The sequence below is a fragment of the Cellulomonas sp. ATA003 genome, assembly GCF_031582905.1.
GTDB lineage: Bacteria > Actinomycetota > Actinomycetes > Actinomycetales > Cellulomonadaceae > Pengzhenrongella.
The window spans coordinates 258666-279535 of the sequence record NZ_CP133990.1 but is presented as its reverse complement, the minus strand read 5'-3'; the positions used below and the strand labels follow the sequence as shown (position 1 = coordinate 279535).

16 protein-coding genes, 4 tRNA genes and 7 pseudogenes are annotated in these 20870 nt (G+C 73.6%); 10 read left to right on the top strand and 17 right to left on the bottom strand.

What is annotated here, in order from left to right; genetic code table 11:
- Positions 1-9: 9 nt before the first annotated feature.
- From rplL to REH70_RS01395, 7 genes and pseudogenes are all read right to left on the bottom strand, one after another.
- Positions 10-399, bottom strand: coding sequence for a 50S ribosomal protein L7/L12 (rplL, locus tag REH70_RS01425; RefSeq protein ID WP_310751288.1), 390 nt, complete (start codon positions 397-399; stop codon positions 10-12).
- A gap of 82 nt (positions 400-481) precedes the next feature.
- Positions 482-1011: pseudogene (gene rplJ / locus REH70_RS01420) on the bottom strand (50S ribosomal protein L10).
- 387 nt (positions 1012-1398) lie between these two features.
- Positions 1399-2121, bottom strand: a complete 723-nt coding sequence (rplA, locus tag REH70_RS01415) for a 50S ribosomal protein L1 (RefSeq protein ID WP_310751285.1) — start codon at positions 2119-2121, stop codon at positions 1399-1401.
- A gap of 172 nt (positions 2122-2293) precedes the next feature.
- Positions 2294-2724, bottom strand: a pseudogene (rplK, locus tag REH70_RS01410) (50S ribosomal protein L11).
- A gap of 114 nt (positions 2725-2838) precedes the next feature.
- Positions 2839-3675 carry a transcription termination/antitermination protein NusG gene (nusG, locus tag REH70_RS01405; protein ID WP_310751282.1) on the bottom strand — a complete coding sequence of 279 codons (837 nt, stop codon included), beginning with the start codon at positions 3673-3675 and terminating at the stop codon, positions 2839-2841.
- Positions 3676-3772: 97 nt separating this feature from the next.
- Positions 3773-4066, bottom strand: coding sequence for a preprotein translocase subunit SecE (gene secE, locus REH70_RS01400; protein WP_310751280.1), 294 nt, complete (start codon positions 4064-4066; stop codon positions 3773-3775).
- A 117-nt stretch (positions 4067-4183) separates the two neighbouring features.
- Positions 4184-4256, bottom strand: a tRNA-Trp gene (locus tag REH70_RS01395).
- Positions 4257-4397: 141 nt separating this feature from the next.
- On the opposite strand from REH70_RS01395, the gene REH70_RS01390 reads away from it, so the two are divergent.
- From REH70_RS01390 to REH70_RS01375, 4 genes and pseudogenes are all read left to right on the top strand, one after another.
- A complete protein-coding gene (locus tag REH70_RS01390) occupies positions 4398-5648 on the top strand; it encodes a pyridoxal phosphate-dependent aminotransferase (protein WP_396134618.1) in 1251 nt (416 codons plus the stop codon).
- A 119-nt stretch (positions 5649-5767) separates the two neighbouring features.
- A pseudogene (locus REH70_RS01385) lies at positions 5768-6813 on the top strand (adenosine deaminase).
- A gap of 71 nt (positions 6814-6884) precedes the next feature.
- Entirely contained in the window at positions 6885-7820 is a 936-nt protein-coding gene (locus REH70_RS01380) for a hypothetical protein (protein WP_310751274.1), read from the top strand.
- Positions 7817-8038, top strand: a pseudogene (locus REH70_RS01375) (GntR family transcriptional regulator); the annotation flags it as partial. The gene REH70_RS01380 and the pseudogene REH70_RS01375, both read left to right, overlap by 4 nt.
- A 177-nt stretch (positions 8039-8215) precedes the next feature.
- Here the strand turns inward: REH70_RS01375 and REH70_RS01370 are convergent.
- Together REH70_RS01370 and REH70_RS01365 are read right to left on the bottom strand one after the other, a co-directional pair.
- Positions 8216-9352 (bottom strand): UDP-N-acetylmuramate dehydrogenase, encoded by a 1137-nt coding sequence (locus REH70_RS01370; protein ID WP_310751271.1) that lies wholly within the window; start codon positions 9350-9352, stop codon positions 8216-8218.
- Between the two features lie 152 nt (positions 9353-9504).
- Positions 9505-10733 (bottom strand): annotated as a pseudogene (locus REH70_RS01365) (MFS transporter); the annotation flags it as partial.
- Positions 10734-11026: 293 nt separating this feature from the next.
- On the opposite strand from REH70_RS01365, the gene REH70_RS01360 reads away from it, so the two are divergent.
- Complete coding sequence (locus REH70_RS01360; RefSeq protein ID WP_310751268.1) at positions 11027-12094, top strand: LacI family DNA-binding transcriptional regulator; 1068 nt, start codon at positions 11027-11029, stop codon at positions 12092-12094.
- Between the two features lie 46 nt (positions 12095-12140).
- Here REH70_RS01360 and REH70_RS01355 read toward each other — a convergent pair whose 3' ends face one another.
- The 6 genes and pseudogenes from REH70_RS01355 to REH70_RS01330 all read right to left on the bottom strand — a co-directional run bounded on the left by REH70_RS01355 (position 12141) and on the right by REH70_RS01330 (position 13773).
- A complete protein-coding gene (locus REH70_RS01355; protein WP_310751265.1) occupies positions 12141-12581 on the bottom strand; it encodes a MaoC/PaaZ C-terminal domain-containing protein in 441 nt (146 codons plus the stop codon).
- Positions 12578-13025 (bottom strand): annotated as a pseudogene (locus REH70_RS01350) (MaoC family dehydratase N-terminal domain-containing protein). Before REH70_RS01350 ends, REH70_RS01355 begins: the two are co-directional and overlap by 4 nt.
- A 22-nt stretch (positions 13026-13047) precedes the next feature.
- Entirely contained in the window at positions 13048-13218 is a 171-nt protein-coding gene (gene rpmG / locus REH70_RS01345; RefSeq protein WP_146899560.1) for a 50S ribosomal protein L33, read from the bottom strand.
- A gap of 97 nt (positions 13219-13315) precedes the next feature.
- A tRNA-Met gene (locus REH70_RS01340) sits at positions 13316-13389 on the bottom strand.
- A gap of 53 nt (positions 13390-13442) precedes the next feature.
- Positions 13443-13515: transfer RNA gene (locus REH70_RS01335), tRNA-Thr, on the bottom strand.
- Positions 13516-13688: 173 nt separating this feature from the next.
- Positions 13689-13773: transfer RNA gene (locus REH70_RS01330), tRNA-Tyr, on the bottom strand.
- Positions 13774-13932: 159 nt separating this feature from the next.
- On the opposite strand from REH70_RS01330, the gene REH70_RS01325 reads away from it, so the two are divergent.
- Complete coding sequence (locus REH70_RS01325) at positions 13933-14430, top strand: YajQ family cyclic di-GMP-binding protein (protein WP_310751260.1); 498 nt, start codon at positions 13933-13935, stop codon at positions 14428-14430.
- A gap of 137 nt (positions 14431-14567) precedes the next feature.
- Here the strand turns inward: REH70_RS01325 and htpX are convergent, their stop codons facing one another.
- The gene (gene htpX, locus REH70_RS01320; protein WP_310751257.1) at positions 14568-15479 is read right to left on the bottom strand and encodes a zinc metalloprotease HtpX; all 912 of its coding nucleotides are present in this window, start codon (positions 15477-15479) and stop codon (positions 14568-14570) included.
- Here htpX and REH70_RS01315 point away from each other — a divergent pair.
- From REH70_RS01315 to REH70_RS01305, 3 genes and pseudogenes are all read left to right on the top strand, one after another.
- Positions 15478-16086 (top strand): annotated as a pseudogene (locus REH70_RS01315) (transporter substrate-binding domain-containing protein); the annotation flags it as partial. The gene htpX and the pseudogene REH70_RS01315 overlap by 2 nt on opposite strands.
- A 402-nt stretch (positions 16087-16488) precedes the next feature.
- Positions 16489-17388, top strand: a complete 900-nt coding sequence (locus REH70_RS01310) for an amino acid ABC transporter permease (protein ID WP_310754098.1) — start codon at positions 16489-16491, stop codon at positions 17386-17388.
- Between the two features lie 11 nt (positions 17389-17399).
- Complete coding sequence (locus tag REH70_RS01305; RefSeq protein ID WP_310751254.1) at positions 17400-18149, top strand: amino acid ABC transporter ATP-binding protein; 750 nt, start codon at positions 17400-17402, stop codon at positions 18147-18149.
- 39 nt (positions 18150-18188) lie between these two features.
- Here REH70_RS01305 and REH70_RS01300 read toward each other — a convergent pair whose 3' ends face one another.
- Complete coding sequence (locus REH70_RS01300) at positions 18189-19586, bottom strand: FAD-dependent oxidoreductase (protein WP_310751250.1); 1398 nt, start codon at positions 19584-19586, stop codon at positions 18189-18191.
- 244 nt (positions 19587-19830) lie between these two features.
- Between REH70_RS01300 and rarD the strand changes: the two genes are divergently transcribed.
- On the top strand, positions 19831-20808 hold the full coding sequence (gene rarD / locus REH70_RS01295; protein WP_396134616.1) for an EamA family transporter RarD: 978 nt from the start codon (positions 19831-19833) through the stop codon (positions 20806-20808).
- Positions 20809-20870: the final 62 nt, after the last annotated feature.

The window sequence follows — 20870 nt, the reverse complement described above, 5'->3', positions numbered from 1 at the left end:
GGCGAGGGGTCACTTGACCGAGACGGTGGCGCCGGCGCCCTCGAGCGCGGCGACGGCCTTGTCAGCGGCCTCCTTGTTGACACCCTCCAGGACGGCCTTGGGGGCGCCGTCGACGAGGTCCTTGGCCTCCTTCAGGCCGAGGCTCGTGAGGGCGCGCACCTCCTTGATGACCTGGATCTTCTTCTCACCGGCGGCCTCGAGGACGACGTCGAACTCCGACTTCTCCTCCTCGGCGGGCGCGTCGGCGCCGCCACCGGCGGCCGGGGCGGCGGCCGCGGCGACGGGCGCGGCGGCGGTGACCTCGAAGGTCTCCTCGAAGACCTTCACGAACTCGGAGAGCTCGATGAGGGTGAGCTCCTTGAAAGCGCTGATGAGCTCGTCGGTGCTGAGCTTCGCCATGATGGCGTTCCTTCCGTTCTGTCCAGGCACGACCTGTCGGTCACGCCCCGGAGCTGGGGGTGTGTGCGCGAGCCGGGTCGGCTCAGGCAGCGGTCTCGGCAGAGGCCTGCTTCTCGCGCAGGGCCTCGACGGTGCGCACGGCCTTGGCCGCAGGCGCCGTGAACAGGTACGCCGCCTGGAACAGCGTCGCCTTGAACATGCCGGCCGTCTTGGCCAGCAGGACCTCACGGGACTCGAGGTCCGCGAGCTTGGTGATCTCCTCGGCGGTCAGGGCGCGACCGTCGAGGACGCCCCCTTGATGACCAGCGCGGGATTCGCCCTGGCGAAGTCACGCAGACCCTTGGCAGCCTCGACCGGGTCACCGGTCACGAAGGCGATCGCGGAGGGGCCGGCAAGGTGCGCGTCGTCGACGTCGACCCCTGCCTCCTTCGCCGCGATGGAGGTCAGCGTGTTCTTCACCACGGCGTAGGTTGCGTTGCCGCTGAGCGTGCGCCGCAGCTGCTTGAGCTGGGCGACAGTGAGCCCGCGGTACTCGGTCAGCACGGCCGCGTTCGACTCGCGGAACTGGTCCGTGAGCGCTGCGACTGCGGCTGCCTTGTCCGGCCTCGCCATGGCAATCCTTCCGATGGTGGTGCCACCGCTCGCCACCTCGGCCCCACAGACGACAAGAGCCCCGCGCAGGCGCGGGGCTCGGATGCACACCGGACACGGTCCGACGACGAGACTCTCACCTGCGCTGGCCTCCGCTGCTGCGGGACTTCGGTGAGCTGCACTCCGCAGAGGGGCAGCCGACGACCGGCGGTCTTGGGCGTGGACGACTGTACGCGACGGATCGGGCGGGACCAAATCGCCGTCGACGGGCGGGCCTGCGGCGGGCCGCGGACGGCCAGGTCGGGGCGGCCGCGTGCACCTCCGCGGGCCGCGGGCCGAACCCGGACGACCGCGGGGCCCGGCAGCCGCAGTGGCTGCCGGGCCCCGCAGGGACCGCTGGAGGACGCGTCAGGCGGCGTCGGCGTCGACCTCGGTGAGGTTCCGGGTCTTGCTCTGGTCGAGCAGGATGCCGGGGCCGTTCGTCGTGGTGATGACGGCCTTGGTGATGTAGCGACCCTTGGAGGCCGACGGCTTCAGTCGCAGCACCTCGTCGAGGGCGGCGGCGTAGTTCTCGACCAGCTGAACGTCGCTGAAGGAGGACTTGCCGATGATGAAGTGGAGGTTCGCGTGCTTGTCGACGCGGAACTCGATCTTCCCGCCCTTGATCTCGGAGACCGCCTTGGCGACGTCCATGGTGACCGTGCCCGTCTTCGGGTTGGGCATGAGGCCACGCGGCCCCAGCACCTTCCCGAGCCGGCCGACCTTGCCCATGAGGTCGGGGGTCGCCACCGCGGAGTCGAAGTCGGTGTAGCCGGCCGCGACCTTCGCGATGAGCTCGTCGCCGCCGACCTCGTCGGCACCGGCGGCGAGCGCCTGCTCGGCACGCTCACCGGTCGCGAAGACCAGGACGCGGGCGGTCTTGCCCGTGCCGTGCGGCAGGTTCACCGTGCCGCGGACCATCTGGTCCGCCTTGCGGGGGTCGACGCCGAGGCGGAACGCGACCTCGACGGTCGCGTCGAACTTCGCCACGGAGGTCTCCTTGGCGAGGCGGACCGCCTCGAGCGGCGCGTACTGGCGGTCCTGCTCGATCTTCTCCGCGGCGGCCAGGTAGGCCTTGCTGCGCTTGGTCATCTGCTTCTCTTCTCTGTGCAGTCGTGGTCGGACGATCCGGCGGGCCAGCGCGTGGCCCTCCCACTGACGTTCTCGGTGCGGGCCCGTGCCCGACGCCGTCCTGCGCCGGCGCGCGGTGCGCGCGCCGGGTCCTGCCGGAGGCCGGGCCCGTGGGCCCGGCCGGTGACGAGGGTCAGCCCTCGACCTTGATGCCCATGGAGCGGGCGGTGCCGGCGATGATCTTCTCGGCGGCGGCGAGGTCGTTGGCGTTGAGGTCCTCGAGCTTGGTCGTGGCGATCTCGCGGACCTGCGCACCCGTGAGGGTCGCGACCTTGACGGTGTGCGGCGTGGGCGAGCCCTTGCCGACACCGGCGGCCTTCTTGATGAGCTCCGCGGCCGGCGGGGTCTTCGTGATGAAGGTGAAGGAGCGGTCCTCGTAGACCGTGATCTCCACCGGGATCACGTTGCCTCGCTGGGCCTCGGTCGCCGCGTTGTAGGCCTTGCAGAACTCCATGATGTTGACGCCGTGCTGACCGAGCGCCGGACCGATCGGCGGCGCGGGGTGGCGGCGCCGGCCTTGATCTGGAGCTTGATCAGGCCGGTGACCTTCTTCTTGGGGGGCATGATGCCTTCCGTTCGTGTTGTGGGCCGACGCCGTGGGCGATGACCCGGTTGCAGTGCTGGCGCGCGACCGGCCAGCAGAGTGCGGCCGCCCGAGGGCGGCCCGTCGCCTGCCGGTCAGATCTTGGCGACCTGGCTGAACGACAGCTCGACCGGGGTCTCCCGGCCGAAGATGGACACGAGCACCTTGAGCTTCTGGCTCTCGGCGTTGATCTCGGAGATCGAGGCGGGCAGCGTGTCGAACGGGCCGTCGGTGACGGTGACCGACTCGCCGACCGTGAAGTCGACCTTGATCTCGGCCGCGGGCTTGGCACCGCCACCGACCGCGGGGGCCTTGGGCGCGAGCGTCGGCGCGAGCATCGAGAAGACCTCGTCGTGGGTCAACGGCACCGGCTGGTGCGTGTGACCGACGAAGCCCGTGACGCCGGGCGTGTGGCGCACCGCGCCCCACGACTCGTCCGTGAGGTCCATGCGGACCAGGACGTACCCCGGGATCCGGACGCGGCGCACGATCTTGCGCTGCGCGTTCTTTATCTCGGTGACCTCCTCCATGGGGACCTCCACCTGGTGGATGTAGTCCTCCATGTTGAGGCTCTGGATGCGGTTCTCCAGGTTGGTCTTCACGCGGTTCTCGTACCCGGCGTACGAGTGGATGACGTACCAGTCGCCCGGCTGGCGGCGCAGGTCCTTCTTGAACTCCTCGACCGGGTCGACCTCCTCGGGCTCCGCGGGGACGACGACGTCGTCGGCTGCGGGCTCGTCAGCGACCGGCTCGTCGGCGGTCGCCGGGGCCTCGGGCTCGTCGGCCGTGACGTCCTCGGTGGACGCCTCGTCGGCGGGGTCGAGCTCGTCGGTGGTGTGGGCGGACTCGACGGCACCGATCGAGGCGAGAGCGTCCTCGAGCTCCGCCTCGGCGGGGGTGCCGGCGGTCTGCTCCTGCGACTCCTGGGACACGTCGTGACCTGCTTTCTGGGGAATGCCGTCGTTCATGGACACGCCTGCGCTCGTGGCGCGACGTCGGTCGCCCGCGGGGCGCCGGACCGGGCGGGGCTCAGTCGCCGAAGACCCACAGCGTGACCTGACCGATGCCGAGGTCGAGCACCGTGACGAAGGCCATCACGACGACCACGAAGACCAGCACGACGGACGTGTAGGTGAACAGCTCGGACCGGGTCGGGCGGACGACCTTCTTGAGCTCGGCCACGACCTGGCGGACGAAGAGCGCGATGCGGGCGAACACGTTGCCCCGACCGCTGTCCTTCTCCGGCGCGCTGCGGGCAGTGTGCGCACCGTCGGCGGCGGCGCCGCCGGCGCCGGACGCCGCAGCGGGTGCGGATTCGCTCACAGGTTCGTCCCTACGTCTCGTGGTGTGGCCGGGTGCTGGCATCCGGCACGTGGACCGGCACGTGTCAGGCCTGGAGGTAACCCGGCCGGCCTGAGGCCGACCGGGCTGCCGCGTGCGCAGGGCAGGCGAGACTCGAACTCGCAACCGCCGGTTTTGGAGACCGGTGCGCTACCAATTGCGCCACTGCCCTTCGGTGGTCGATCGACGCCGTTCGACCGAGCCGAGCAACGAGGATACCGCCTCGCAGGCGCGCTTGATCATGGCGGACGTCCACCGAGGGACCACAGTACGCGAGTGGGGGCCGCGGGTCGAACGACCCGCGCGTGCCAAGATGGAGCGCGTGACCGTGAACACACCCGCCGCCGCCCCTCAGCCCGCCGACCGCCGCCGGGTGTCCACCCGGTTGGCCGCCATCGCGGAGTCCGCGACGCTCGCGGTCGACGCCAAGGCCAAGGCCCTCAAGGCGGCCGGCCGGCCGGTCATCGGCTTCGGCGCGGGCGAACCCGACTTCCCCACCCCGGACTACATCGTCGAGGCCGCCGCAGCGGCGACGCGCGACCCGGCGAACCACCGCTACTCCCCCGCTGCCGGGCTGAACGCCCTGCGGGAGGCGATCGCCGCGAAGACGCTGCGGGACTCGGGGTACGAGGTGTCGCCGTCGCAGGTGCTCGTCACCAACGGCGGCAAGCAGGCGGTCTACCAGGCGTTCGCGGCCGTCGTGGACCCGGGCGACGAGGTCCTGCTGCCCGCCCCGTACTGGACCACCTACCCCGAGGCGATCCGCCTGGCGGGCGGCGTCCCGGTCGAGGTGTTCGCCGGCGTGGACCAGGGCTACCTGGTCACCGTCGAGCAGCTCGAGGCGGCGCGCACCGAGCGGACCAAGGCGCTGCTGTTCTGCTCGCCGTCCAACCCGACCGGCGCCGTCTACTCCGCCGAGCAGACCGAGGCGATCGGCCGCTGGGCGCACGAGCACGGCATCTGGGTACTCACGGACGAGATCTACGAGCACCTGACCTACGACGACGCGGCGTTCACGCCGATCGTGCAGGTCGTCCCCGAGCTGGCGGACACCACGATCGTGCTCAACGGCGTCGCGAAGACCTACGCGATGACCGGCTGGCGGGTGGGCTGGATGATCTCCCCGCCCGACGTCACCAAGGCCGCCACCAACCTGCAGTCGCACCTGACGTCGAATGTCGCCAACGTCTCGCAGCGCGCCGCGATCGCCGCGCTGACCGGTGACCTCTCGGCCGTGGACGCGATGCGCGGCGCGTTCGACCGCCGCCGCCGCACGATGGTCGAGATGCTGTCCGCGATCGACGGCGTCGTCTGCCCCACGCCGCAGGGCGCGTTCTACGCCTACCCCAGCGTCGAGGGCCTGCTGGGCCGCACCCTGCGCGGGACGACGGTGTCGACGTCCGCGGACCTCGCCGCGGTGATCCTCGAGCACGCCGAGGTCGCCGTCGTGCCCGGTGAGGCGTTCGGCCCGAGCGGCTTCCTGCGGCTGTCCTACGCCCTGGGTGACGACGACCTCGCGGAGGGCGTCACGCGCATCCAGCGCCTGCTCGCGGAAGCCGAGTAGCGCCCGCCCGACGTCGGTGCCGTCCAGCGTCCACCGGCCGGCGCGCCGACCCCTGGGGCGGCCCGGCCGCGCACCGGCCCGCCACGTGCGGCATCGTCCCGGCTGGCACACTGACCGCGATGCGCGATCTCGTCCGGCTCCCCAAGGCCCACCTGCACCTGCACTTCACCGGGTCGATGCGGACGTCGACCCTGGCCGACCTCGCCGAGCAGACCGGCGTGCGCGTCCCGGCCGCCCTCCTCGACGGCGACCCGCTGGAGATCGCCCCGGGCGACCGCGGCTGGTTCCGCTTCCAGCGGCTGTACGACGCCGCGCGGGCCTGCGTGCGCTCGGAGTCCGCGATGCGCCGCATCGTGCAGGAGGCCGCCGAGGACGATGCCGCCGAGGGGTCGCTGCGGCTGGAGATCCAGGTCGACCCCACGTCCTACGCGCCGTTCGTCGGCGGCGTCACGCCGGCGCTGGAGATCGTGCTGGACGCCGCCCGCACCGCCACCGCGACCACCGGCGTGGAGGTCGGCGTCGTCGTCGCGTCGTCGCGCATGCGGCACCCGCTCGAGGCGCGGACCCTCGCGCGCCTCGCGGCCCGGTACGCGGGCGACGGGCCGGGTGAGGTGGTCGGCTTCGGGCTGAGCAACGACGAGCGGCGCGGTGACACCTCCGAGTTCGGGCCGGCGTTCGCCATCGCCCGCCACGCCGGGCTCGCGTCCGTCCCGCACGGCGGGGAGCTCCTCGGGCCGGCGCACGTGCGCGAGGTCCTGGCGCACCTGCGTCCGGACCGGCTGGGGCACGGGGTCCGGGCAGCCGAGGACCCCCGGGTGCTCGAGCGCCTCGTCGCCGACGGCATCGCGCTCGAGCTGTGCCCGGCGTCCAATGTCTCGCTGGGCGTGTACGCGGAGCCGGCGCACGTCCCGCTGCGGGCCCTGGTCGACGCCGGGGCGACGATCGCCCTGGGCGCCGACGACCCGCTGCTGTTCGGCTCGCGCCTCGTCGACCAGTACGCGGTCGCCCGGGAGGTGCACGGGTTCGAGGACGACGCCCTGGCCGACCTGGCCAGGGGTCGATCCGGGCGTCGCGGGCGTCGGAGGCCACCCGGGGCCGTGCCCTGGCCGCCGTCGAGGACTGGCTGGCGCCGGTCGGGGCCCAGGGCGGCACCGTCCACGCTTGACGGACCGGACACCGAGGCATCATTGTGTCAATCACTCGATACATTGATGGACGATGCTCCAGGAGGTCCCCATGGCAGGTCCCGGCTTGATCGTCCTGCTCCTCGCCGCGCTCGTGCTGGCGGGTCTGGTGGCCCTGGTCGCGGTGGCCGTCGTGGGGGTGCGCGCGCCCGCCCCGCCGCCGTCCCGTGCGGCCGAGGCCGCTCGGCGCCACGCCGCCGTCGTGCATGCGATCGCCCTGGTGGCGCTCGTGCTGACCCTGGCCGCAGGGCCGACGCTGGTCGCCGGCCGCCCCGCGGACCTCACCCAGGGCGTCCTTCTCGGCCTCGTGCCCGCGGTCGCCGGACTCGCGTTCGCGGCCGTCCAGGTGGTCGGCGAGGCGACCTGGCCGCGACCGTCCGGCACCGTGCGCCGCGCCCCGCTCGCGCGTCGCACCGCCCGGGACGTCGCACCCGGCCGGCTGCGCCGGGTGACGTGGGCCTGGGCCCTGCTCGCGGTGGTCACGCTCGTCGCCTGCGGCCTCGTCGCGGACGACGGGCGCGCACTGACCCGCACGTGGGACCTCGGCTCCAGGAGCGCGAGTCCCTTCCCCGGCTGGTACTACGGGGTGCCGCTGATGCTGGCGGTCGCCGTCGTCCTCCTCGCTGCGGAGGGGCTGCTGCGACTCGTGGCTCGGCGCCCCGTGGTGTCCGACGCCGACCCGGCGTGGGACCTCGCGCTGCGTCGCCTGTCGGCGCACCGGGCCCTGCGCGGCGCCCAGCTCGTGCTCGCCTGGACGGCGGCCGGCGTGCTGCTCGTCGCCGGCGGACCGCTGCGGAACGTCGGCACGCGGTACGGGCTCGACGGCGAGGTGGCCGAGCTGCTGCCGATGCACCATCTCGGCACCGCCGCGGTCGTCCTCGGCCTGGTGGTCGCCCTGGCCGGGCTCGTGATCGCGCTCGTGCCGGCGACCGCGGTCGGCGAGCTGCGACCCGCCCCGGCCGAGCACCGGGACCGGACCCCCGCGTGACGCTCCAGCTGGAGGTCGATCTCGCGTCGGGCGTCCCGCCCTTCGAGCAGATCCGCTCCCAGGTGCTCGCCCACGTCGCAGCCGGCCGCCTGCGCGCCGGTGACCGGCTCCCCACGATCCGGGCGCTGGCCAGCGACCTCGGCGTGGCCGCCGGGACGGTCGCCCGGGCCTATCGCGAGCTCGAGACCGGGGGCGTGGTCACCACGCGCCGCCGGACCGGCACCGTGGTCGCGGACGGCCGCACCCAGGCCGACGACGCCGTCGCGCGTGCGGCGCACGTCCTCGTCGGCGAGGCGCGCGCGGCCGGGCTGGACGACGCCCAGGTGCTCGACGTCGTGCGGGGCGCGCTGCTCGCCCCCGCGGCGGCGCCGCCGACGACGGCGATGTGGGGCAGGTCAGGCGGCGTCGTCCAGGGACACCCCGACGAGCACGGGCTCGGGTTCCAGCGTGATCCCGAAGGTGTCGCGGACGCCGTCGCGGATCGTGCGCGCCAGGGCGACGAGCTCGGCGGTCGAGCCCTCGCCGCGGTTGGTCAGCGCGAGGCTGTGCTTGGTCGAGAGCGACACGGCCCCGGGGAGCCCGAAGCCCTTGCCGAACCCGGCGTGCTCGATCAGCCAGGCAGCGCTCGTCTTGACCAGGCCGGGGTCGACCGCACCCAGGCTGGGCCCGGTGGATCGCTCCGGGCGCGAGGTGCGCACGCCGAACCGCGGCGCGCCGTCGGGCAGGGTCGTGGCCTGCCCCTCGGCCAGGACCGGGTTGGTGAAGAAGGACCCGGCGCTCCAGGTGTCGGGGTCGACGGCGTCGAGCACCATCCCCTTGCCGCGCCGCAGGGCGAGCACGGCCTCCCGGACGGCACGCAGCGGGGCACGCTCGCCGATCGCGACACCGAGACGGCGCGCGAGCTCGGGGTAGACGACCGGCGCGGACAGGTCACCGGAGCGCAGCTGCATGCCGACCTCGAGGACGACGTAGCGGGGCGTCGGGCCCCACGGCGACCCCGGATCGACGAGGGACCGCTTGAGCAGGGACGTCCGGTAGCCGAACTGCAGGTCGACCAGCGGCAGGGTGCGGACGCGGAGGCGCTCGCGGTCCCAGACCCGGACGGTCGAGATGACCCCGGACACCTCCTGGCCGTAGGCGCCGATGTTCTGCACCGGCGCGGCGCCGGTGGAGCCCGGGATGCCGGAGAGCGCCTCGACGCCGACCCAGCCCTCGTCGACCGTCCGGGCGACGAGGGCGTCCCAGTCCTGCCCGGCCGGGACGCGGATGCTCGCACCGCCGCACGAGTCGGCCGCCTCCACCTCGACGCCGCTGCGGACGTCGCGCACGACGACGCCCGGGAAGCCGTCGTCGGCCACCACGAGGTTGGACCCGCCGCCGAGGACGAGCAGCGGCTCACCGGCGGCGTCGGCGGCCCGGACGACCTCGACGAGGGCGTCGGCGGAGTCGGTCTCGACGTACCGGCTCACCGGACCACCGAGCCGCAGGGTGGTCAGGTCGGCCAGCACGGCGGTGCGGACGTCGGCAGTCATGCGTCCGAGGCTACGCCGGACGTCGGACGGCCCGCCGCACGGGGTCCGTCGGGCTCGGCGCCGGAGCCGGCGGGGTCGGCGGGGTCGGTGGGGTCGGTGGAGTCAGCGGGACCGGCGGGTGCCGCCTCGCCCGGCCCGGGCGGGACCGGACCGGGGACCAGCGGGGCGGCCGCACGCACGACGACGAGTCCGATCGCGACGGGCACGGCGATGGCGAGCAGAGCGGCGCGGTAGCCGACGTGCTCGGCGAGCAGCCCGAGCAGCGGCGGGCCGGCGAGGAACGCGCTGTAGCCGATCGTCGAGACGACGCTCACCCGGGCGGGTGCGCGCGAGGGTCGTCGCTGGCGGCGCTCATCCCGACCGGGAAGCCGAGCGCGGCACCCAGCCCCCACAGGACCACCCCGACCAGCGCGAGCGGCAGCCACGGCACGAGCGCGAAGATCAGCAGGCCGGTCAGCGAGAGCCCGCCGCACAGCCGCAGGACGGCGATCCGCCCGTAGCGGTCGAGCAGCTTCGTGCCCAGCAGGCGCATGGCGGTCATCGCCGTGACGAACAGGCCGAAGGTCAGGGCGCCGACGGCGTTGGTCTGGTCGAACCCATCCACCACCGCCAGCCCGACCCAGTCGTTGGCGGCGCCCTCGGTGAGCGCCGCGGCCAGCACGACGAGCCCGACGAGGAGCGTGCGCGGCTCGGTCCAGGCGCGCAGCGCCCCGCGGGCGCCGGCCCCCGCCGCCCCGCCGCCGTCGGGCCCCACGCCCGCGGCGGCGTCGGCCGCCACAGGGTCGCCGTGCCCGGCGGGCAGGAACGCGCGGACGGCCCAGACGACGCCCGCCAGGCTGGCGAGGAGGGCGAAGGCGAGGTGCAGCAGCACGGAGGTGCCCGCGGCCGCCGCCAGCGCGCCGATGCCGGCGCCGGCCATCGTGCCGACCGAGAACCCGGCGTGGTAGCGCGGCATGATCGTGCGGCCCAGTCGCTGCTCGACCAGCGCGCCCTCGAGGTTCATCGCGGCGTCCCACACGCCCGTGCCGACGCCGAACAGCACGAGCCCGGCCCCGACGACGACGATCTCACCGGCCGCGACCCCGCTCGCGGCGACGAGCAGGCCGGCGACGTTGGCCGCGGCGAACGCGAGGACCGTCCGCGGGGCACCGAGGCGCTGCACGACGAGGCCGGACAGCGGCAGCGCCAGGAGCGACCCGATCGAGCCGATGAGCAGCAGCACGCCGACCTGCGCGGCGGACAGCTCGAGCTGGTCGCGGACGGCGGGGATGCGGGACGCCCAGCTCGCGAAGTTGAAGCCGTTGAGCACGAAGACGATGAACACCGCGCGCGAGGCGGCCTGCACGGCGCGGGGAACGGTCGTGGTGCGGGTCGTGCTCATCGGGTCACCTCGGGGGCGGTGGTGCGGGCGGTGGTGCCGGTACGCGGGTGCGCGGCGGGCGGCGCGTCGGCCGGCTCGAGAACAGGAGGCCCCTCAGCCCGAACAGCCGCATGAGGAAGGGGCGCAGCGGGCGCGAGGTGAGCGACACGGCCGTCGAATCGATTCGATCGCGAGGGACCAGTGTCTCGGTACGCTGGCCGCGGCGTCAAACGGTCCGCCGTGTGACGCCGCCCGCATGCGACGGCGGCGCGCTGCGCCGACGAGCGACCGCGCGCCCAGGAGGATGGACCGACGTGACCCGACCCACGCTCGCCGACGTCGCCGCCGAGGCGGGCGTCTCCGTCTCCACCGCGTCGCTCGCGTTCTCCGGCGCAGGACCGATCGCCGCGGCCACCCGTGACCGCGTGCTCGCCGCCGCCGCCCGGCTGAGCTACGCCGGGCCGAACCCGCTCGGGCAGCAGCTGCGCAGCGGCCGGTCGGGGATCGTCGGCGTCGTCGTGGGCGACCGCCTGCGCCGCAGCTTCCGCGACCCGGTCTCCACCCAGATGCTCGACGGCCTCGCGCACGCGCTGAGCGAGCAGAGCCTCGGTCTCCTCCTCATCCCGTCCGAGGCCGGCGAGGTGCCACCGCTCGTGCAGAACGCCGCCATGGACGCCGCGGTGGTCGTGCTGGCCAACGGTCCCGACGACGGCGTCGTGCTCGCCCTCACCCGCCGGGGGATCCCCGTGGTGTCGATCGAGGGGGAGATCGGCGACGACCCGGGGCGACCGGGAGCGGCGACCGCGAACATCGGCATCGACGACCGCGGCGGCACGACGCGGATGGTGCGCGAGCTGCTGGCCCTCGGGCACCGACGGTTCGGGGTGGTGGCCCTGCCGTACGGGCACGACCGCCGGCTGGGCGCGCCGGAGGCCGACGGCCCGACGCGTGCGGGGTACGCGCACACCCGTCGCCGCCTGGCCGGGATCGCCGACGCCGGTGTGGTGCCCGAGGTCGTGATCGAGACGCCCGCGTCGCTCGTCGAGCACGGGCGCAGCGCGGGTCACCAGATCCTGCGCCGCGCGGACCCGCCCACCGCCGTCGTCGCGCTGAGCGACCTGCTCGCCTCGGGCGTCGTCCTCGCCGCCCGCGAGCTCGGCCTGCGGGTGCCCGAGGACGTGTCGGTCTCCGGCTTCGACGGGATCGAGCTGCCGTGGCTCGCCCCGGACGTGCTCACGTCCGTGCACCAGCCGCTCGCCGACAAGGGCCGCCTCGCGGGCGAGGCGGCGGTGGAGCTCGCGGCCGGCCGCCCGGTCGCCGAGGTGGTGCTGCCGGTCGACCTGCAGGTCGGCACGACGACCGGACCACCGCCGGACCGCTGAGCCGGATCGCTGAGCAGGAACCGTCGCGGCTCAGCGGCGTCGGTGGTCAGCCGAGCCGGACGACCGCCTGCGCCTTGCCCAGGACGCGTGCGCCGTCGCAGGTGACCGTCAGGTCGATGCGCGCCGTGCCGGCGTCGGCGTCGATCGCGCCGACCGCGGCGGACACCGCGACCGTGGCGGCACCAGGGTCGGGCACCGGGACCGGTCGGGTGAAGCGCACGCCGTAGTCGACGACGGCGCCCGGGTCACCGGCCCAGTCGGCGACGACCGTGACGGCGGCGCCCATGGTCCACATGCCGTGCGCGATGACGCCCGGCAGCCCGACCTCGGTCGCGACGCGCTCGTTCCAGTGGATCGGGTTGAGGTCACCGCTCGCCCCGGCGTACCGGACCAGGCGGGACCGGTCGACCTCGAGGGCCGCGGTCGCGACGACATCGCCCACCGAGAGGTCGGCGAGGACGGGACGCGGCGCCGGTGTGCTGGTCATGCGGTCTCCCCGCGGACGGCGAGGGTCGAGACGACCGTCGAGACCGGCGAGCCGTCCTCCGCGCTGATCTCGGCTCGGGTCGTCACCATCGACAGCCCCGCGCGCTCGGTGATCGCGTCGACGTGCAGGACCGTCACCAGCCGGTCCCCCGCCGTGATCGGCCGGTGGTGGGTGAACCGCTCCTCGGCGTGCACGACCCGGCTGAAGTCGATCCCGGCCCCCGGATCGGCGATGAGCTGCTGCTCGGCGCGCTGCGCGACGACGACCGCGAAGGTGATGGGGGCCACCACGTCCGCGTAGCCCAGGGAACGCGCGACGCCGACGTCCCGGTGCGCGCCATGGGCGGCACCGACGGCGTCGGCGAAGTCGCGGATCTTCTCCCGCCCGACCTCGTACGGCTCGGTCGGGGTACTGACGGCCTGCGTAGCCCGGGTCGACACCCATCGTCAGCGTGACGTCGGGAGGGTCAGCGGGTCTCGCGGTGGACCGTGTGCTTGCCGTCACGAGGGCAGAACTTCTTCATCTCGAGACGGTCGGGGTTGTTGCGGCGGTTCTTCTTCGTGATGTAGTTCCGCTCCTTGCAGTCCACGCACGCGAGCGTGATCTTCGGGCGGACGTCCTGCGACTTGCTGGCCACTTGAAGCCTTCTCTCAACATCATCGGGCCGCTGGCGCGACGCTCGGACCTGTCTGGCGCGCCGCCGGCCGGCCGACGCACGTTCGCTACGAGTGCAGTAGCGGGGGCGGGACTCGAACCCGCGACACCACGATTATGAGCCGTGTGCTCTAACCACCTGAGCTACCCCGCCGTGTCACCAGTCGAGGGCCGACGCATGCGCGCCGGCCCTCGACCTGGCAACAGAGCCCCGAAAGGGAATCGAACCCTTGACCTTCTCCTTACCATGGAGACGCTCTGCCGACTGAGCTATCGGGGCAGCGCGGACCAGGTTACACGCCCGCGGGGTGGCTGCGAAATCGTCCTGCCGTGGCCTCCGCCACCCCCTCCGCCACCCCGGGCCGACCCCGGACGTCGCCGGCGGACACCGCCGGAGCCGCGCCGGGACCGGGACGACGACGGGGCGCCCTCGTTCGAGGACGCCCCGTGCGCTGGTGGCGGGTGAGGGATTCGAACCCCCGTAGGCGTTGCCAGCTGATTTACAGTCAGCCCCCTTTGGCCACTCGGGTAACCCGCCGTGCCCTGCCGCGCCGGACGCGAGTCCGGACCGGCGAGTGCGGATGGAAGGATAGCAAGACTTCCGGGGCGCGGAGGAACCGGCCCCCGGGCGCCGTCCGCGGCCCGCTGCGGACGGACCACCGACCGACCACGAGAACCCACGAGCACTGGAGGAGACATGGCGAGCGAGTCGTCGTTCGACGTCGTCAGCAAGGTCGACCGGCAGGAGGTGGACAACGCGCTGAACCAGGCCACCAAGGAGATCGCCCAGCGGTACGACTTCAAGGGCGTGGGGGCGTCGATCGCGTGGAGCGGGGAGACGATCGTCATGACGGCGAACTCCTCCGAGCGGGTGCTCGCGGTCCTCGACGTCTTCGAGACCAAGCTGATCCGGCGGGGGATCTCGCTCAAGTCGCTCGACACCGGCGAGAAGGAGCCCAAGGCGTCCGGCAAGGAGTACCGCCTCGAGGCGACCGTCAAGCAGGGCCTGAGCAGCGAGGACGCGAAGAAGATCGCGAAGATTGTCCGCGACGAGGGCCCCAAGGGCGTCAAGACCCAGATCACGGGCGACGAGCTGCGGGTGTCGGCGAAGAGCCGTGACGACCTGCAGACCGTCATCGCGGTGCTCAAGGGCGCCGACCTCGACGTCGCGCTGCAGTTCGTCAACTACCGCTGACCGGCGGCCGGGAGCCGGGAGCGATGTCCCGGACCGTTGGCACGCCACCGATGGCGCGTCACCGACGGTCCGGGACGTCGCACCGGGGCGGCTCATAGGCCCTGGAGCGGGGCGTGGGTCGCCGCGTACCGGGACGCTCAGTACAGCGGCGGACTGACCTGGGGTCCGCCGGACGACCCTGCGCCATGCGCACCGCCGGCCATCGCCTCGAGCCGCGCGATCCGGTCCGCCATCGGCGGGTGCGTGGCGAACATCCGGCCCATCCCGCCGCCGCGGAACGGGTTGGCGATCATGAGGTGGGAGACGTCCACCAGGTCGCGGTCCTGGGGCAGCGGGGCACGCTGCGTTCCGTGCTCGAGCTTGCGCAGGGCGGAGGCGAGCGCGAGCGGGTCGCCGGTGAGCCGGGCGCCGTCCTCGTCGGCGTCGTACTCGCGCGTCCGGCTGATCGCCATCTGCACCAGCATCGCGGCGAACGGCGCCAGGATCGCGAGTGCCAGCGCGGCGAGCGGGTTGCCGCCCCGCTCGCGGTTCCCGCCGCCGAAGAACATGAGGAACTGCGCGAACGACGTGATGAGCCCCGCGACGGCGGCCGCGACCGACGACGTGAGGATGTCCCGGTTGTAGACGTGCATGAGCTCGTGACCGAGCACGCCGCGCAGCTCGCGCTCGGTGAGCAGGTCGAGGATGCCCTCGGTGCAGCAGACGGCGGCGTTGCGGGGGTTGCGACCGGTCGCGAACGCGTTGGGCGCGTCCGTGGGTGACAGGTACAGCCGGGGCATGGGCTGGCGCGCCTGGTTCGAGAGCTCGCGCACGATCCGGTACATCTCCGGGGCCTCGAGCTCGCTCACCGGGTACGCGCGCATCGAGCGGATCGCGATCTTGTCCGAGTTCCAGTAGCCGTACGCCGTGCCGAACAGGCCGACGGCCGCGAACACGAAGAACAGGCTCTGGTTCCCGCCGCCGACCAGCGCGTACAGCCCCAGCAGCACCGCCCACATGACGCCGAACAGCGCGGCGGTCTTCAGACCGTTGTAGTGCCGACGACCCATGGACGCAGTTCTCCCCTCCGTGGCGGACCATCCCGCCGACCTGTGCTGCCCGGACCAACGCCGCACCGCCGGTCAGCGTTCCCTATGCTGTGGCCCCGCCGCTCCCGCCGGGGCGGACACGTCTCGGTCGACCGTCCCCGGAGCCCCCATGCGCACCTCTCGTGTCCTCCTCCTGGCCCTCACCGGTGCGCTCGCCCTCGGCGCGTGCGCACCGGTGGACGAGGCCGACGACGCCGCGTCGTCGCCCGCCGCGCCGACGGCGGGCACCGCGTCCGGTGGCACCCTGCCGACCCTCACCGAGGGCGTGCTGACGATCGGGACGTCCGACCCGGCGTACGAGCCGTGGGTCAGCGGCAACGACCCGAGCAGCGGTGAGGGGTTCGAGTCCGCGGTCGCATACGCGGTCGCCGAGGAGCTGGGCTACGGGCCGGACGACGTCGAGTGGACCACCGTGACGTTCGACCAGATCATCGCGCCCGGCGCCAAGGCGTTCGACGTCGCGATCAACCAGGTCTCGATCAGCGACGAGCGCCGCGAGAGCCTGGACTTCTCCTCGAGCTACTACGACACCGCGCAGGCCGTCGTGACGATCGAGGGCTCACCCGTCGCGGGCGCGACGTCGCTGGCCGAGCTCGCCGAGGCCCGGATCGAGGCCATGGTGGCGACCACGAGCGCGCAGGTCGCGACGGAGGTCATCGCGCCGACGACCCCGGTCCAGCAGTTCAACGACAACGACCAGGTCAAGCAGGCGCTCACGGCCGGTCTGGTGGACGCGATCGTCGTCGACCTGCCCACCGCGCTCTACATCACGGCCGCCGAGCTCGACGGCGGCGTGCTCGTCGGGCAGCTGCCCCCGGGGACTCCCCGACCAGTTCGGCCTCGTGCTGGATCAGGGCAGCCCGCTGACCGAGCCGGTGACCGCCGCCGTCGACGCGCTGCGCGAGGACGGCACGCTCGCCGAGCTCGAGGCGCAGTGGCTCACGGAGTCCGCGGGCGCGCCCGTCCTGCAGTGACCGACCGCGAGGTGCCGGACGACGGCGCCGCGGCCTGGGAGCCGTCGGCCGTCCAGCGCGAGCGGCTCGCCTACCGCCGCCGGCAGTCGCGGCGGTCCACCGCGGTCGCCGTGGCGAGCACGGCGGCGGTCGTCGCGGCCGCGGTGCTCGCGCTGACGAGCTCACCGGGGTGGCCGCGCGTGCGGCAGTCGTTCTTCGACCCCGACGTCGCGCTCGCCTCGCTGCCCCGTGTGGTCGAGGGGCTGTGGCTCAACGTCCGCGTCATGGCCGTGGCGGCGGTCGTCATCCTCGTGGTCGCGCTGACCCTGGCGATCGCGCGGACGCTGCGCGGCCCGGTGTTCTTCCCGCTGCGAGCGGCCGCGACGGCGTACGTCGACATCTTCCGCGGGCTGCCGCTCATCCTGGTCCTGCTGCTGGTCGGGTTCGGGCTGCCGGGGCTGCGGCTGCAGGGCATCCCGTCGTCCGCGGTGATGCTGGGCGGGCTCGCGCTCGTGCTGACCTACTCGGCGTACGTCGCCGAGGTGTTCCGGGCCGGCATCGAGTCGGTGCACCCGTCCCAGGTCGCCGCGGCGCGCTCGCTCGGGCTGAGCCGGGCGCAGACCATGCGGACCGTCGTGCTGCCGCAGGCGGTGCGCCGGGTGGTCCCGCCGCTGCTCAACGACCTCGTGGCGCTGCAGAAGGACTCCGGGCTCATCTCGATCCTCGGCGCCATCGACGCCGTCCGTGCGGCGCAGATCTCGACCGCGCAGTACGCCAACTTCACGCCGTACGTCGTGGCCGGGGTGCTGTTCGTCCTGCTGACCATCCCGCTGACCCGGTTCACCGACGCCCTGGCCCGTCGCGGCGGGTGGGCCGGCGCGACCAGCGGCCTGGCCGGCGCGGGGGCGCTGCGGTGACGGGTGCCGCGGTGACGGGTCCGCTGCTCGACGTGCGCGGGGTGCGCAAGGCGTTCGGCCGCAACGTCGTGCTCGACGGCATCGACCTGGCCGTCGACGCGCACCGCTGCGTGGTGCTCATCGGCGCGTCCGGGTCGGGGAAGTCCACGCTGCTGCGCACCGTGGACCTGCTCGAGGAGGTGGACGACGGCGTCGTCCTGCTCGAGGGCGAGGACATCACGGACCCGCGCCGGGACGCCGACGAGGTCCGGGCCCGGATGGGCATGGTGTTCCAGGCGTTCAACCTGTTCCCGCACATGCGGGTGCTCGACAACGTGACCCTCGCGTCCCGCCTCGTGCACCGGGTGCCGCGCCGGGCGGCGGAGGAGCGGGCCCGCGCGATGCTCGAGCGGGTGGGCCTGGCCGACAAGGCCACCGCCTTCCCGGACGAGCTGTCCGGCGGGCAGCAGCAACGGGTCGCGATCGCGCGGTCCCTCGTCCACTCGCCGCGCCTCATGCTGCTCGACGAGGTGACCAGCGCCCTGGACCCCGAGCTGGTGGGTGAGGTCCTCGACCTGCTGACCGAGCTCAAGGCCGAGGGCATGACCATGGTCGTCGCGACGCACGAGATGGGCTTCGCCCGGCACGTCGCGGACGAGGTGTGCTTCCTGCACGCCGGGCGGGTGCACGAGCGCGGGACGCCCGAGCAGGTGCTCGGGGACCCGCAGCAGCCCCGCACGCAGGAGTTCCTGCGCCGGATCACCGACGCCGGCCGGGGCTGACGCCCCGCTGAGCGGTGGACCCCGGGGGCGACCCGGAGGTCAGGCGCCCGGCTGCTCCCCGCGGGCGATGGCGGTCATCTCGTCGCGCGGGACGACCTTGACGCGCTCGCGTCCCTCGGCCTCGCCCAGGGCGCGCTCGTAGGCGTCGAGCACCTGCCACTGCGACCACTCGACGAGCGGGACACCGCGCGAGGCGAGGAACTCGGTGACGGCCTCGGGGTCGGGGTCCGTCGCGGTGCGCAGCACCGGGCCGTCGCCGGCGTCGCCGGACAGCACGTCCTCGACGAGGTGCCGGACGGTCTCGGTCGCGTCGGACTTCGTGTGCCCGATGAGCCCGACCGGTCCGCGCTTGATCCAGCCGGTCGCGTAGACGCCGGGGACCGGGTCGCCGTCGACGTCCACGACGCGGCCCGCACGGTTGGGGATGACGCCGGCGACGTCGTCGAAGGGGATGTCCACCAGGGGCGACCCGAAGTAGCCCACCGCGCGGTAGACCGCCTGCACGGGCCAGTCGTGGTACTCGCCGGTGCCGCTGGCGGTGCCGTCACCGTTGAGCGCCGTGCGCTCGGTGCGGACCCCCACGACGTGGCCGTCCTCGCCGAGCACCTCGACCGGGCGGTGCAGGAAGTGCAGGTGGATGCGGCGGCTCGCCGTCATCTCCTCCGGCTCCTTGAGCGTCCAGTCGGTGAGGGTCTTGACGACCTGCTTGACCTGGTTCGAGGAGTGGATCGCGGCCATCGAGCCCTCGTCGAAGTCGAAGTCCTCGGGGTGGACGACGACGTCGACGTCCGGCACGTGGCCGAGCTCGCGCAGCTCGAGCGGCGAGAACTTGACCTGCGCGGGGCCGCGGCGGGCGAAGACGTGCACGTCGGTCACCGGCGACGCCAGCAGCCCCTCATGGACGTTGGCCGGGATCTCGGTCGGCAGGAGGTCCTGGGGGTGCTTGGCGAGCATGCGGGCGACGTCGAGCGCGACGTTGCCAGCGCCGAGGACGGCGATCTCGCGGGCCTCCAGCGGCCAGGTGCGCGGGACGTCCGGGTGGCCGTCGTACCAGGAGACGAAGTCCGCGGCGCCGTACGACTCCGGCAGGTCGATGCCGGGGATGTCGAGCGAGGCGTCGCGGATGGAGCCGGTGGAGAAGATGACAGCGTCGTAGAACTGGCGCAGGTCGTCGAGCTTGAGGTCGACCCCGTAGTCGACGTTCGCGAGGAGCCGGATGTCGCCGCGGTCGAGCACCTTGTGCAGCGCGACGATGATCTGCTTGATGCGGGGGTGGTCGGGCGCGACGCCGTACCGGACCAGGCCGAACGGCGCGGGCAGTCGCTCGAACAGGTCGATGCTGACGTCCAGGTCCGTCTTGGACAGGATGTCGGCCGCGTAGATGCCGGCGGGACCGGCGCCGACGACGGCGACGCGCAGGGGTCGGGTGCTGCTCACGAGCGGGACCTTCCGGGTCGGGGACTCCCGCGTGGGCACAGCTGATGGCGTGCGGCCGTCGCGGGGTTCTCGGGACCGAGTCTACGGGCTGAGGTGAGGTCAGCCTTATGTGGCGCTGGCGACACCGGGTCCCGGCCGCGTCGCCGGGCTCGTCGCCGGGCTCGTCGCCGGGCTCGTCGTCGGCCGGGACACGGGCCGCGGGACCGACGACACGGGACCCCCTCGACAGGGCTAGGTTCACCCGGTGAGCAGCACCCGCAGCACCCGCCCCACCACGTCGCTCCCCGCCCCGGCCGCCGGCCTGCCGGACCGCACGGGGCTCGCGCTCGGCGCGGGCGCGTACCTGCTGTGGGGCGTGCTCCCGCTGTACTTCCCGCTGCTCGCACCGGCCGGCGCCGTCGAGATCATCGGGCACCGGATCGTCTGGTCGCTGGGCTTCTGCCTGCTGCTGCTCGTCGTCACGCGGACCTGGGGCACCTTCGTCCGGGTGCTGCGCACCCCGCGCACCCTGGCGCTGCTCGCGGTCGCGGCCGTGCTCGTCGCCGGCAACTGGACGGTGTACGTGTACGGCGTCCTGAGCGACCAGGTGGTCGACGCCGCCCTCGGCTACTTCATCAACCCGCTGGTCACGGTGCTGCTCGCGGTGTTCGTGCTCGGGGAGCGGCTGCGCCGTGCGCAATGGGTGGCGCTCGGGTGCGGGACGGTCGCCGTCGTCGTCATCACGGTCGGCTACGGCCGGCTGCCGTGGATCGCGCTGTCGCTCGCGTTCACCTTCGGCCTGTACGGGCTGATCAAGAACCGTGCCGGACGGACCGTGCCGGCGATCGCGGGGCTCGCGGTCGAGACGCTCGTGCTCCTGCCGCTCGCCCTGGGCTACCTGCTCCTGCTCGCGGCGAACGGCACGGGCTCGTTCGGTGCGCACGGCACCGGTCACGTGCTCGCCCTCGTCTCGAGCGGCGTGGTCACGGCGGTCCCGCTGCTGCTGTTCGGCTCGGCGGCCCGGCGGCTGCCGCTGTCCGTCGTCGGGATGCTGCAGTACATCGCCCCGACCATGCAGTTCGCGATCGGCGTCCTCGTGCTCGGCGAGCAGATGCCGCCGGCGCGCTGGTTCGGGTTCGCGCTCGTGTGGCTGGCGCTGGTGATCCTCACCGCGGACGGGCTGCGGGCCGGGCGGGCGGACGCCCTGGCCCGACGCGCGGTCACGGCCACGACGCGGCACTAGCTGCGGCGCAGGTCACGGCCCGACCGCGGGCCGACCGCGGCCCGACGCGCCGTCCGCGCGCG